The 12459-nt window shown below is 70.2% G+C and carries 11 protein-coding genes and 1 pseudogene; 7 read left to right on the top strand and 5 right to left on the bottom strand.

Annotation, left to right across the window (positions count from 1 at the left end; genetic code table 11):
• The 5 genes and pseudogenes from R6V09_RS31895 to R6V09_RS31875 form a co-directional block, all read right to left on the bottom strand.
• Positions 1-1055: ATP-binding protein (locus tag R6V09_RS31895; RefSeq protein ID WP_317884932.1), on the bottom strand; the 1055-nt coding region annotated here is incomplete at its 3' end.
• Positions 1056-1563: 508 nt separating this feature from the next.
• A complete protein-coding gene (locus R6V09_RS31890; protein WP_317884931.1) occupies positions 1564-2541 on the bottom strand; it encodes a hypothetical protein in 978 nt (325 codons plus the stop codon).
• Between the two features lie 351 nt (positions 2542-2892).
• Positions 2893-3050, bottom strand: a pseudogene (locus R6V09_RS31885) (helix-turn-helix domain-containing protein); the annotation flags it as partial.
• A 65-nt stretch (positions 3051-3115) separates the two neighbouring features.
• Positions 3116-3967, bottom strand: coding sequence for an alpha/beta fold hydrolase (locus R6V09_RS31880; RefSeq protein WP_317884930.1), 852 nt, complete (start codon positions 3965-3967; stop codon positions 3116-3118).
• A gap of 116 nt (positions 3968-4083) precedes the next feature.
• On the bottom strand, positions 4084-4788 hold the full coding sequence (locus tag R6V09_RS31875) for an alpha/beta hydrolase (RefSeq protein ID WP_317884929.1): 705 nt from the start codon (positions 4786-4788) through the stop codon (positions 4084-4086).
• Positions 4789-4939: 151 nt separating this feature from the next.
• On the opposite strand from R6V09_RS31875, the gene R6V09_RS31870 reads away from it, so the two are divergent.
• The 7 genes from R6V09_RS31870 to R6V09_RS31840 all read left to right on the top strand — a co-directional run bounded on the left by R6V09_RS31870 (position 4940) and on the right by R6V09_RS31840 (position 12220).
• On the top strand, positions 4940-5920 hold the full coding sequence (locus R6V09_RS31870) for an Lrp/AsnC family transcriptional regulator (protein WP_317884928.1): 981 nt from the start codon (positions 4940-4942) through the stop codon (positions 5918-5920).
• A gap of 175 nt (positions 5921-6095) precedes the next feature.
• Positions 6096-7718 carry an amidohydrolase gene (locus tag R6V09_RS31865; protein WP_317884927.1) on the top strand — a complete coding sequence of 541 codons (1623 nt, stop codon included), beginning with the start codon at positions 6096-6098 and terminating at the stop codon, positions 7716-7718.
• A gap of 58 nt (positions 7719-7776) precedes the next feature.
• Positions 7777-9279 carry a carboxylesterase/lipase family protein gene (locus R6V09_RS31860; protein ID WP_317884926.1) on the top strand — a complete coding sequence of 501 codons (1503 nt, stop codon included), beginning with the start codon at positions 7777-7779 and terminating at the stop codon, positions 9277-9279.
• Between the two features lie 326 nt (positions 9280-9605).
• Entirely contained in the window at positions 9606-10052 is a 447-nt protein-coding gene (locus tag R6V09_RS31855) for an STAS domain-containing protein (RefSeq protein ID WP_317884925.1), read from the top strand.
• Complete coding sequence (locus tag R6V09_RS31850) at positions 10042-10836, top strand: GAF and ANTAR domain-containing protein (protein ID WP_317884924.1); 795 nt, start codon at positions 10042-10044, stop codon at positions 10834-10836. The genes R6V09_RS31855 and R6V09_RS31850 overlap by 11 nt, the downstream gene beginning before the upstream one ends.
• Before the next feature lie 79 nt (positions 10837-10915).
• Positions 10916-11632: a GAF and ANTAR domain-containing protein gene (locus R6V09_RS31845; RefSeq protein ID WP_317884923.1), complete on the top strand. Its 717-nt coding sequence runs from the start codon at positions 10916-10918 to the stop codon at positions 11630-11632.
• Positions 11633-11851: 219 nt separating this feature from the next.
• The gene (locus R6V09_RS31840; RefSeq protein WP_317884922.1) at positions 11852-12220 is read left to right on the top strand and encodes an STAS domain-containing protein; all 369 of its coding nucleotides are present in this window, start codon (positions 11852-11854) and stop codon (positions 12218-12220) included.
• The last annotated feature ends 239 nt before the right edge of the window (positions 12221-12459 follow it).

Below are 12459 nucleotides of genomic sequence, written 5' to 3'. Positions count from 1 at the left end.
CCCTTGGCGAGCGCCCGGTGGGCCCTGCGCCGGGCATCGGGTCCGGCCAGCTCGACCACCGCGGAGCGCACCAGCGGGTGGCGGAAGACCACCGTGTGCTGCCGGTCGACCACGACGATGCGCTCGTGCTCGGCGATGTCCAGCTGGGCCGCTGCACCGGAGCCCACCACACCCTCGTCCGACAGCGCCCGACCCGATCCGTCCAGGGCGAGCAGCAACAGCAGGTCCCGGGTCTCGGGCGCGAGTGCGGAGATGCGTGAGGTGAACGTCCGGCTGAGCCGCTCGGACAACGGCAGTACGGCGGGCAGGGCATCGGCGGTCGGATAACGGTCCGGGGTCAGCATGGCCGGCAGTTCGACCAGGGCGAGCGGGTTCCCCTGCGCCTCGGTGACGATGCGCCGGCGCACGGGCTCGGCCAGATCCGGGTAGCGCCGGGTCAGCAGGGACTCGGCCGCGGCGTCGCCGAGGGAGCGGACGGTGAGACTGCTGCCGTCCCCGGCCGGCGGCTGCCCAGTGGTGCGGACCGCCGTCAGGACACGCACCGCCGTGCCGGCGACCCGTCGGGCCACGAACGCCAGCACGTCGGCGCTCGCGTCGTCGAGCCACTGGGTGTCGTCGACGATCACCACCAGCGGTTGATCCCGCGCGGCGAGCAGGAGCAGCGACAGTGTCGCGGTCGCGATCAGGAGGCGCGAGGGAGTCGGACCGTCGCCGAAGCCCAGCGCCACCCGCAGGGCGCTCTCGTGGGACGGGTCGAGCCGAGGGAACATCGGAGCCAGCGGCACCAGCAGTTGGTTGAGCCCCGCGAACGCGATCTTGGCCTCGAACTCGGCCCCGGCCGCCCGCAGCGTCCGCATGCCGTTCGCTACGGCCAGATCGGCGGCGGTGTCGAGCAGCGCGGACTTGCCCACCCCGGGCTCGCCGAAGAGCGTGAGCGAGGAGCCCAGCTTGCCTGTGTCCTCGATGACGGCCCTGATGACGTCCACCTCGGCGGCACGTCCCGTCAGGTCGGAGGTGGCCTGGCGGCGTTGGGGTCCTTCCCGTTCCGTGGTCATCGAGGTGGCTCCTCTTGCAGTGCGAGACCTGTTGTCGATCACCTCACGGATGTGCGAGGAGGCTGCGTCGGCGCACCGTGCGCAGGTCCTGGACCGGGTGCGACCACGGCGCCTCGCCGTCGCGACCGCCGCATGATCATCCGCTGTGTCCGAAATCCCCCTCGGTCGTCCCAACCCTATGCGACGGCGCGCCGCACAGCCCCGCTGTGCGCGAGGGCGGGGACGCGGGTGGCGGCGATGCCGAGCGCGGGCGGCTCGGATGTCCCCGGTCTCGGTTCACGACTTGCAGGGCGGCCACAACCGGTATCGCGGGCACGTGAAGACGGCAGCGCTTGTGGGGCCCCTGGGACGACCCTGGTCGGCGTTTGCCTGTGGCTGTACGAAAACGGCCGCGTACCTCGTCGATGACCTGCGGCGGCCGCACCGGCCGCCCTGACGACGTCGCGCATGCGGAGGAGATGGTCACGGTGGTGTCCGGTCCGGCCATGGGGAGCCCACGAGGTGGTGGTCAGCCGACCTCCGCCTCCGAGACCAGCGCATCGAGTGCCGTACGTAGAGCGGCCAGTTCGGCCGGTGTGGGATCGGCCGGTTCGTGCGGCATCAGCGCAGCGGGGTTGATCACGGGGGTGGTGCCCTCTGGACCGGACACGGCCGTGGCGCGGGCAAGGAGCGGGCCGTTGTCGGGTGGCGGGGTGCCGAGGCCCTTGCCGAGCTTTCTCAGTGCAGCCGCGAGCGGGGGCTGAGGGAAGGGGAAGTCGGCGGGGAGCAGTCCGGCCTGCTGTGTGTGGTCGTGGCCGCGGAAGTCCAGGGCCCAGTTCTCCCAGCGCGGCAACGGCCAGTCGTGGATGCCGGCCACGGTCTGCACCGCCCAGAGCGAGACGGTGCGGGCCTGTGGATCGAAATGGACGCCGCCGTCGGGCATGTCGGTGAGCACAGGGGTGGCCGGCGAGGCGACGATCAGGTCGATCAGGCCGGGGCCGCCCGCGAGGTGATCGATGGGCTCCCAGTCGCTGCCCCACGCGCGCACGCTTCCGTCGGGCAGGCGCAGGGAGACGACGGAGGCGGGCTCGGTGTACTCGGTGTCCGCGAACCCGGCAGGCTCGAAGGTCTCGAACCAGCCCGGGGAGCGGGTCAGGTCCCGGTCGAGGCCCAGATGGTGGGTCAGATCGCCCAGGCCGTCGTGCGCGAAGCGGACGTCCCAGCCGGGCCAGGTCCGGGCCAGTACGGCGTGGGCGGCCATGTGGTCGGCCCAGCTGCCCGCGTCGGCGAACCAGAGCAGGATTCGGCGGTCGTGGTCGACGAGTGCGGCGCCCTCGCACCACACGTCGTTGAGCCATTCGTCGATCTCCCGGTTGGCGCGGAAGCAGCGTGTCGCCGCGGCCGGACCGGGCAGCAGATCGTCGACCACCCGGTTGGCGGCCCAGTGCGAGTAGTACCGCTGCCAGGCGCCGTCCTCGACCACCACGTACTGCGCTCGTGCTCCCATGACCGGTGAGGCTAGCGCCGCTCGACGACGGTCGACGAACGCTTTTCGGGCGACCAACTCCGGCTGGTCGCCGGCGACTTGGTGAGCGCCTTACTGATCGCCTCCGGGCCGGCGTCCTCCGAGATGGGTGGGTCGTCGGTTCGAATCCGGCAGGGGGCTTCGGCGAAGGCCAGGTCACATCGTCCGTGACCTGGCCTTTCGTGCTGCCGGGGCGGCGCGCGTCGCATGATGGGAACGCCGCGAGGACGGCTTGCGTGAGCGGAGCGGCCCAGTGCCCCTACTCGTCGGGCTTCTTCCGTGCCCTCTTCGTGCAGGGGTTGCTCGGTGCGGTGCTGGGTGGCATGGGCCGGTTTCCCTGCTGATGGCGTACGGGCTGCGGCCCAGCTCGCGGCGACTGCGCGCACCCAAGCCTTCTCGCGCAGCCGGTCGGCTATGTAGACGCGGTCTTCTTCACGGAGGTGCCTGGACGGACCAAAAGGCGCGACCCCCGCGTAGATCGCAGGTGCTGCATTAGCTGGAAGTACCTTGTCCTGTCTGGAAGTTGAAGTTCACCGCATCTCCCACGTCGTGTGGGTCAGGCGACCGATTTGGCGGCGTCCAGGATGAGTTCGGCGACGGCCTTGGGGTGGCTGATCATCACGACGTGGGAGGAGCCGGGTACTTCGACGATCTTGCGGGCGTTGGCGCGGGTGTACATCCAGCGTTCGCAGGCGGGCGGGATGGCCTTGTCCTGGCCGGCGACCAGTCCCCAGACCGGGATGGTCTTCCAGGCGGCGGCGGTGGTGGGGAAGGTGAAGGAGTCTGCGTCGAACGGCCGTTGCGTGGCCTGGAGGACCTTGAAGTCGGTGGTGGGGATGTCGGCCGCGAAGGCCGCCTGGCCGTCCTTGCTCAGATACAAATCGGTACCGGTCGTGCCGTCGGCCTTCGTGTACGGCACCGGGACGCTCACCGGCCCGACCTCGCTGCCGGGGAACTTGGTGATGAGTTCGCCCTGTGTCTCGCCGACGTCGGGCACGAACGCGGCGACGTAGACGAGTGCCTTGACGTTGGTCTTGCCGGCGGCGGCGTTGGTGATGACGGTTCCGCCCATGGAGTGCGCGACCAGGACGACCGGTCCGCTGATGGAGTCCAGCAGGCTCGCGATGTAGGGGGCGTCGGTCGGGATGCCGCGCAGCGGGTTCGACCCGGCGATGGTGGTGTAGCCCTTGTGCTGCAGTTCCTTGATGGTGGCGTTCCAGCAGGACGAATCCGCGTAGCCGCCGTGCACCAGCACGATCGTGGGCTTCACCTTCGACTTCTCCTCACTCGTACTGGCCGGGGCGCTCGCCGCGTCGGCCGTTCCTGCGGCGCCGCCGACCAGCGCGGCAGCTCCGGCCACTGCCGCTCCGGCGGCGAGCACCTGGCGGCGGGAAACATCGGTACTCATGGGACTCCTCATGCATGGGGCTTGGGGAATGGGTGTGACGGAGAGCTCGCCGTCGAACAAGTGGAAGACAAGTGGGCGAGACGGATCGGCGGGGACGTGGGGGTGTGTCACGTCCCCTATCGGCCGGAGAGCGTCTGAGCCGCCTGGTGGATGACGGTCGCCACAGCGGTGGGTTCGGACACATAGACGGCGTGGCTGCCCGGTGTCTCGGTGACGATGGCGCCGGCTCGCTCGGACATGGCGCGCTGGGCCGTCGGCGGGATCATGCGGTCGTCGGTCGCGACCAGATACCAGGACGGCTTGGTCTGCCAGGCCGCCTCGGTGACCACTCCACCCAGCGCGGCGAGGCCCCAGGGAACCTGCGAGTCGGCCAGGAACGCCGCCAGCTCCTCGGGCACATCCGCCGCGAAGGAGGCGGCGAACTTGTCGCGGTCCAGGAACAGGAAGCCGTCCCGGGGCGGCAGGATGGGCGGCACCGGGTCCCCCGGTGCGGGGTCGGCGATGAGGGTGCCCACCGACTCGCCCTTGTCGGGGGCGAAAGCGGTGATGTAGACGAGGCCCGAGACCTTCTCGTGGTTGCCGGCCTGGGTGATCACGGCGCCGCCGTAGGAGTGGCCGACCAGGAGGGCGGGGCCGTCCAGTGCCTCAAGGATCTGGTGGGTGGCCGCGACGTCGCCCCCGAGGGAGAGCGTCGGGTTCTGCACGATGCTGACGCGGTAGCCCTGCTTGCTCAGGACGGTGTGGACGCCCTGCCACCCGGAGCCGTCCACGAAGCCCCCGTGGACAAGGACGATGTTCTTGAGTTGCGTGTTCTCGCTCATCGCTTCTCCTGTGCCGTCGAACGGATGAGGTCGCCCGGCATTCCCGCAGCCCCGGCGACAGGACTGTCATACGGGCTTCCGTCAGGTCCGCACATATATAGGGAGCTCAGGCATAGGAAAACTGACACAGGCGAGCCTTATGCTGCAGATCATGCGACATGAACTCGACGAAACGGACCGCCGCATCGTGGCTGTCCTGCTCGCGTCGCCCCGTGCCTCCTGGCGCGAGGTCGCCCACTGCCTGGAACTGTCCGAGCGCACTGTCGTACGCCGGGTCGCGCCCCTGTTCGCCGACGGCACTCTGCGCGCCACCGTGGTCCGCAACCCCACCCACATCCCCGGCGTCATCCCCATCTCGCTGCGTATCCACTGCCGTCCCAACAAGATCCGGCACGTGGCCGACGCCCTCGCTCACCGCAGCGACACCATCTGGGTCGAGATCCTCGGCGGAGGCGACGAGATCTCCGCCGTCTTCTTCCTCGACGGACCCGAGGCCCGCAACACACTTCTGCTGCGCGACCTGCCTGCCACCGACGCCGTGAACTCCTGGACCGCCCAAACCCTGCTGCGCGTCTTCCCCAACGCGTTCCGGTGGACCGCCGGCCTGCTCACCCCCGAGGAATCCGCCCGCCTCGCCCCCGCCCCGCTCGGCGCCCCACCTGCCCCACTCGCCATGGACACCGCACTGATCACGGCCCTGGCCGAGGACAGCCGCGCCACCTACACCGATCTCGCCCACCGCGTCGGCACGACCGCGCTCACCGCCCGCCGACGTCTCGACGCGCTTGTCGGCGGCCTTGTCGTACGCCTGGCCACCGAGGTGGATCTCGCCCTGCTCGGTATCCACGCCGAAGCCCTGCTGTGGATCACGGTGCAGCCCGGTGCACTGCAGGAGACCGCCCAGACCCTCAGCGCCCACCCCCAAGTCCGGTTCACCGCGGCCACGACCGGACCCGCCAACCTGCTGATCACCCTTGCCGCAACCGACCTCGACGCCCTCTACACCTTCCTCACCACCACCATCGGCACGCTGAGCCAGATCGTCGCCGTAGAGATCACGCCGCTGCTCGCGACCGCCAAACGCACCGGTCTCATCCGCCGGGTGACACCGTCGAGAACGGGCGGTGGATGACCGGTCGGTCGTATCAAGGGTGTGTCCCATGATCTGCATGACATGGCGCATCCGTGACACGTTTCCTGCGTCTTGCACCGCTGGACGCGTGCAGGTCGGCAGAAGGCCCGTATGACGGTGTTCTCGCGAAGCCGCGAAGGCTGAGGGACGGACGCGTTGAGAACGGGAGATGGCCATGACTGATCACGGTGCCGATCTGCTGATCCGGGCCGGGGTGGTGCACACGCTGTTGCCGGGGCAGCCTCCCCAGCGGTCGCTCGCGGTGCGCGGGGACCGCATCGTCGCCCTGTCGCCCGACCCGCACGGACTCGATGCCTGGGTGACCGGGCGAACCACGGTCCACGACCTGCCCGGGGCCACGGTTCTGCCGGCCTTCGACGACACCCACACCCATCTGATCTTCGCCGGATTCAGCGCGCACGACGTGCCGGTCCACCAGGCCCACGACATCCCCGGGTTCCTGGATCTGATCAGGCAACGGGCCGCCACCACCCCCGAAGGCGAGTGGATCCGTACCACCACCAACTGGCAGGAACTGAACCTGGCCGAGCGGCGGATGCCCACCGCCGCCGAACTCGACCAGGCCACCGACCGCCACCCGGTACTGGTCAAGCGCGGCGGTCACAACGACGTCGTCAACAGCTACGCGCTGCGCCTGGCGGGCATCACCGAGGACACCCCCGTACCGCCGGGCGGCGTCATCGGCCGCGACGCCGACGGCAGGCTCAACGGCCGGCTGATCGACAACGCCATGGGACTGGTGGAGCGCCTCGTCCCCGCGGAGGACCGGGCCCGGCAGATCGACGGGCTGCGCATCGCCAGCGGCCAGTACGCCGCCACCGGGATCGGTACCGTCCGCGACTGCATGGTCTTCCCCGAGCACTACGCGACCCTGCTGGCCGCCCGTGAGGCAGGGGCGCTCAACACCCGGGTACGCGCACTGATCTCGGCGTTCGGCCGGACCAGCACGGCCGAGATCGAGGACCTGCTCGACACCATGGAGGACTGGCGCTACAGCGCCGACCCGTGGCTGCGGGTGTGGGGCGTGAAGTTCGGCCTCGACGGCGGCCTGGAGGCCGGAGCCACAGAAGAGCCCTACGCCTGCGACCACGCCTTCTCCGGCATGCTGACCTGGGAGCCCGACGCACTGGCCGAGGCGGTCGAGGCCGTGGTCCGCCGCGGTTGGCGGGTCGGCACCCACGCCTACGGCGACCGCGCCGTACGCATCCTCCTGGACGTCTACGAACGCGTCCTCGCCCGCAACCCCGGACTGCCCGCCGGCACTCTCGTCATGGAACACGGCGGCCTGGCCGGCCCCGAACAGCGCGCCCGCGCCGTCGAGTTGGGCATCCCCGTCACCATCCAGCAGCCACTGCTGCACGACACCGCCGAGGTCGAGCGGGAGTACTGGGGCCCGGAACGGGTCGCCGCGCTCTTTCCCGCCCGGGGCTGGCTCGACCAGGGCGCGCAGATCACCGCCGGATCGGACTTCCCCGTCGGGCAGTTCGGCGCCATGCGCTCCGTCTGGGGCATGACCACCCGTCAGACCGTCATCGGTGTCCAGGGACCCGAGCACGCCATCACCTACGACGAGGCCGTCGCCCTGCACACCGTCAACGCCGCCCGCCTGCACGACGAGGAACACCTGCGCGGCACGCTCGCCCCCGGCCGTCTCGCCGACCTCACCATCTGGGACCAGGACCCCGCCCAGTGCCCGAGCGACGCCCGCCGCGACCTGAACCCCACGCACACCCTGCTCGGCGGCCGTCTCGTGCACGGCCCGAAGTCCACCGGCTGACCCTGATTCCTCCGGCAGTTGGCGCATCGGCACGAAGAACACCGAGAAGGGAAGCATCATGAATGACTCGACAGCAGGCATTCAGGTCGCCACGACAAGCGGCCTGGTGCGAGGCGCGTACGAGGACGGGCTCGCCGTCTTCAAGGGCGTGCCGTTCGCCGTTCCCCCGGTCGGCGACCTTCGCTGGCGCCCCGCTCAGCCACACCCGGGATGGACCGACGTCCTGGACGCCACGGTTCCCGGGCCGAGCGCACCTCAGCCCTATGCGGAAGGCGGAGACCCGATATTCGGCGCTCATGTCTTCCCGCCCTTCGACGAGGACTGTCTGACCCTCAACGTCTGGACACCGGCTGCCGACAACGCCGCGCGGCCGGTCCTGATCTGGATCCACGGCGGCGGGTTCGTCGCGGGATCCGCCAACGAGCCCTTCTACGCCGGCGACACCTTCGCCCGCGACGGCGACCTGGTCGTGGTGACGGTCAACTACCGCCTCGGAGCGCTGGGTTTCCTCTATTTCGGGTCCGAGCACGGCGGTTCGGACACGGAACCCGGCAACTACTGGCTCACCGACCACATCGTGGCCCTGCAGTGGGTCCGGGACAACATCGCCGCCTTCGGCGGAGACCCCGACAACATCACCATCGGCGGACAGTCCGGCGGCGCCTACTCCGCGGTCGCGCTCGCCGGGCACCCGCAGGCCAACACCCTCTTCCACCGCGCCATCCTCCAGAGCACACCCTTCGGCTTCCCGCTCCCGAACCGCACCGAATCCCAGCGGATCACCGCCACGTACCTGGACATCGTCGGCGCCAAGGACCTCGACGAACTGCGCCAGGTCCCCTGGACCCGCCTGATCGAGGCGTGGCCCGAGCTGTTCGAACGCTCCAACAAGTGGGGCTACTTGCCGGTGCCGATCAAGCCGGTGCTCGACGGCGTGACCATGGCCCGCGATGCGGTGGAACTGGCCCTTGACGGAGCCGCACTCGACATCGACATCCTGATCGGGTGGACCAAGGAGGAGGCCAACCTCCTGGCTGTCCTCCCGATGTACGCCGAGGCGACCCGGGAGCAGGTACTGGCCCGCGTGGCCGAGTCCTTCGGCGACAAGGCGGCAGAGGTCTACGCCGCCTACGAGGCCCGGCGCCCGGGTGCGACGCCCCAACAGGTCCTCATGGACCTGCTTTCCGACGAAAGGATCGTCGCGCCGGCCATCGAGGTGGCCGAGACGCGGGCCGCCCGCGGGCGACCGGTGTGGGCCTACCGCTTCGACTACCCGACCCCCGCGTTCGACGGCCGTCTGGCCGCCCCGCACGGTCTGGACCTGCCGTTCGTGTTCGACAACTTCGACAAGTGGTCGCACGCACCCCTGGTCGAGGGCATCGAATCACCGGCCCGGGACGGCGTGTGCGCGGCGATGCACCAGGCCTGGATCTCCTTCATCCGCACCGGAGACCCCAACCACGCCCAACTGCCCAAGTGGGAGCGCTACACCGAGGACCGGCCCACGACGATGCGATTCGACGCCGTCAGCACAACCACCGAGAACCCGCGAGAGCTCTGAACCGACAAGGTGTGACACCCGATCGCGAGTGTCACACCGCCCCAACCCCGTGCGACGACCCGCCGTACGGGCCTCTCGTCCTGAGATCGGGCGGCTTCGAACGGCCCGTTGGAACGGCGTGAGGACTAGTCTGCTGAACAGACGTCCCAGACCCCGGCGGCATGCAGTTGCTGAACGCAGATGGCTGCGGGGCGCGGACTCTTCGTCCGTCGCCCGGCGCATCCCTGGAGGGAACCGGGTTGATCCTCTGTCCTGCTGTGCGGGCCGCTGGACCGGCCGTCGCTCTGCCTCCGCCGAAAGTACGCCCCCGCCGGGACCGAGGCGCCATGCCCCTGCCACAGCTCACCGTCAACCGCCATGACCGGACGACACGGGCGCTGATCACCCTCGCCGGTGAGATCGACCTCGAATCCGCGCCGCTGGTGCGCGTCTTTCTGGAGCAGTGCCTGCGCGACGGTGTTCGCGCTGTCGACGTCGACCTCGCCCATGTCACCTTCTGCGACTGCACCGGGCTCAACGTGTTCCTCCGTGCCGCGCAGCAGACCGAAGCGCTCTGCGGGACCCTGCGCCTGCACCATCCGCCGACCACCCTCCTTCGGATGCTCGAAGTCGTCGGCGACCGGTTCCTGCTCCTCGGCCCTTCGTCCGGCCGACCGCCACCGCCTCGCGCGGACACCCCGGCCACGCCTGTTCCGGGCCCGGCGCACCGCTCTGTCCGACCGGTGTCCGTCCTGTCGGGAGTGCCTGCGGGCGGTGGCCCGGGTGGCGCCTGACAGCCGGTCGGAGCGCATCCAGGTGCTGGTGGCCGAGCAGGCGGCCCGGCGCGGTGTCCGGGTCGGTGTCATGGACGTGTGCACCGCGGCCGTGGCGGCGCTGCCGGTCGGTGGGGCCGGGCTGTCGGCGATGTCCCGGGCCGCGCCGAGCCATCCGCTGTGCAGCACCGACGACATCAGCGAGCAACTGGAGGAACTCCAGCTCACGTTGGGCGAGGGGCCGTGTGTCGACGCCTTCCGGCACGGCTCGGCCGTCCTGACGTCCGATCTGCTGACCCGTGAGCTCCAGGACCGTTGGATGGTGTTCGCGGACGCGGCCCTGGAAGCCGGGGCACGCGCGGTGTTCGCGCTCCCGCTGCAGATGGGGGCGATCAGCCTGGGGGTTCTGGACCTGTACGCCCAGGTTCCGGTACGGCTGAACGCGGAGGAACTGGCGGACGCGCTGGCGTTCGCCGATCTCGCGACTCTGGTGCTGCTCGACGCGCGCATCGACGAGACGGGCGGACCGCGTGACGGCCCCGTCGAGGACCTGGGCGCGTACCGGGCGGAGATAGACCAGGCCAGTGGCGTCCTGACCGTCCAGCTCGGCGTCGGCATCGAAGAGGCCTTCGTGCGGCTTCGTGGCCATGCCTTCGCGCAGGGACGCCGGCTGGCCGAGGTGGCCTCGGACGTGGTGGCCCGGCGGCTCCGTTTCTCACCGGACGCGGAGCCGGACCGGACCGGCGACCGAACCAGTGACGGGACCGACGACGGGACCGACGACCGGACCGGCGAGGAAACCTGACGCACGGGCGCCGTCCGAGAAACGTGCCGTACTTCCCGCCCCTCCGGGCCGGGACCAGTCCCAATCGAGGGTGCCCACGATGGATCAACAGCTCCTGGCCAAGACCTTCGTCGAGCTGGCCGACAATCTGGTCGCCGACTTCGATCTCATCGATTTTCTGCGCCTGCTGACCGATCGCTGCGTCGGCATGCTCGACGCGAGCGCCGCCGGCGTGCTGCTCGCCGACCGGGACGGCAAACTCCGCGTCATGGCCGCCTCCGACGAACAGGTGCGGCTGCTGGAGCTCTTCCAGCTCCAGAACGACGAGGGCCCCTGCCTCGACTGCTTCCGCACCGGCGCACCGGTGATCATCCACGATCTGACCCGGGAGATCGACCGCTGGCCGCGCTTCGTCACGGCGGCCCACCGCAGCGGATTCGGAGCCGTACAGGCCCTGCCCATGCGCCTGCGGGAGGAGACCGTGGGCGCCCTGAACCTCTTCCGCGCCGCACCCGGTCCCTTCGACCCGGTCGGCACGCCCATCGCCCAGGCCCTGGCCGACGTGGCCACCATCAGCCTGCTCCAACAACGCTCCAGCGTGCGCAGCACGGTCCTCAACGAGCAACTCCAGACCGCGCTGAACAGCCGGGTGCTGATCGAACAGGCCAAGGGGAAGCTCGCCGAACGCCAGGGCATCGACATGGAGCAGGCGTTCAGCGCGCTGCGCGGTTACGCCCGCGCCCACAACCGGCGGCTGTCCGACGTGGCCCGCGCCTTCGTCGACGACGCCGAACCCCTTGCCGGTCTGGGGGCCTGACCACCTTCGCCCCCGATTCCGTCAGGAACCGACCAGGGGCGACACCTTCGGCCAGTCTCGCGCATACCTGGTGAGAGGGCGGTGGACCGGCCCCTTCGCGGCAGTACTCTCGTCGTACGGTCCGCCCGAGACCCCGGCCCTCTCCGTATCGTCCGGTTCCGCGCAACAGAGGCCCTGCGCAAGGCGAAAGCCACCCCAGTGGCAGAGGAGTTGGGTCGCATGGGCCCGTATTCCGACCTGTTCGACGAGTTGCGTGTGGTCACGGCCGGCGGTGAGCTGGATCTGGTGACCGTGCCGGCTTTCGCGCGTGATCTGGAGGAAGCCCGGCACGGCGGCGGGCGGCTGCTCCTCATCGTGGATCTGCGCGGTGTCACATTTATGGACGGCAGCGTCCTGGACCCGCTGTACGCGGCGTGGAAGGACTGCCGTGAGCGGCTCGGATGGCTGCGGGTCGTGCACCACCTGCCCGGCGCGAGTCTCGTGTTCCGCGCCGCCGGTCTGCGGGACTGTTTCCCGCGGTACGCGAGCACCGAGGACGCCTGGCACGACGTACCCGCGGACCGTGCGACGGCCGACCGGGGCACGTAATGTACGGCGCGAGCCAGGCGACACCTCACCTCGAAGTGCCCGGCCCGCGCGGGACGGAGACGGGTGATCAGTGACGGCATGGCCGAGGTCCTGCGGTTGCTGCGTGAGGGTGAGGTCGCGGACCCCGCCCGGGCGTGTGCGCGGGCGCTGGGCGCCGCGGGTGTCGCGCTGTCGCTGCTGGTCGGTGCCGAGCGGACGGCCGAGCCGCTGTGGCACCACCCGGACCTGAGTGCCCGGTT

It is taken from the genome of Streptomyces sp. W16, from assembly GCF_033194735.1.
Lineage (GTDB): Bacteria > Actinomycetota > Actinomycetes > Streptomycetales > Streptomycetaceae > Streptomyces.
This window is presented reverse-complemented; position numbering and strand designations above follow the sequence as displayed.

What these genes read in the sequence shown, in the direction of transcription:
- R6V09_RS31890 (WP_317884931.1), bottom strand. Translation starts at nt 2,541, where the DNA reads ATGGGAGCACGAGCGCAGTACGTGGTGGTCGAGGACGGCGCCTGGCAG.
- R6V09_RS31880 (WP_317884930.1), bottom strand. Translation starts at nt 3,967, where the DNA reads ATGAGTACCGATGTTTCCCGCCGCCAGGTGCTCGCCGCCGGAGCGGCA.
- R6V09_RS31875 (WP_317884929.1), bottom strand. Translation starts at nt 4,788, where the DNA reads ATGAGCGAGAACACGCAACTCAAGAACATCGTCCTTGTCCACGGGGGC.
- R6V09_RS31870 (WP_317884928.1), top strand. Translation starts at nt 4,940, where the DNA reads ATGCGACATGAACTCGACGAAACGGACCGCCGCATCGTGGCTGTCCTG.
- R6V09_RS31865 (WP_317884927.1), top strand. Translation starts at nt 6,096, where the DNA reads ATGACTGATCACGGTGCCGATCTGCTGATCCGGGCCGGGGTGGTGCAC.
- R6V09_RS31860 (WP_317884926.1), top strand. Translation starts at nt 7,777, where the DNA reads ATGAATGACTCGACAGCAGGCATTCAGGTCGCCACGACAAGCGGCCTG.
- R6V09_RS31855 (WP_317884925.1), top strand. Translation starts at nt 9,606, where the DNA reads ATGCCCCTGCCACAGCTCACCGTCAACCGCCATGACCGGACGACACGG.
- R6V09_RS31845 (WP_317884923.1), top strand. Translation starts at nt 10,916, where the DNA reads ATGGATCAACAGCTCCTGGCCAAGACCTTCGTCGAGCTGGCCGACAAT.
- R6V09_RS31840 (WP_317884922.1), top strand. Translation starts at nt 11,852, where the DNA reads ATGGGCCCGTATTCCGACCTGTTCGACGAGTTGCGTGTGGTCACGGCC.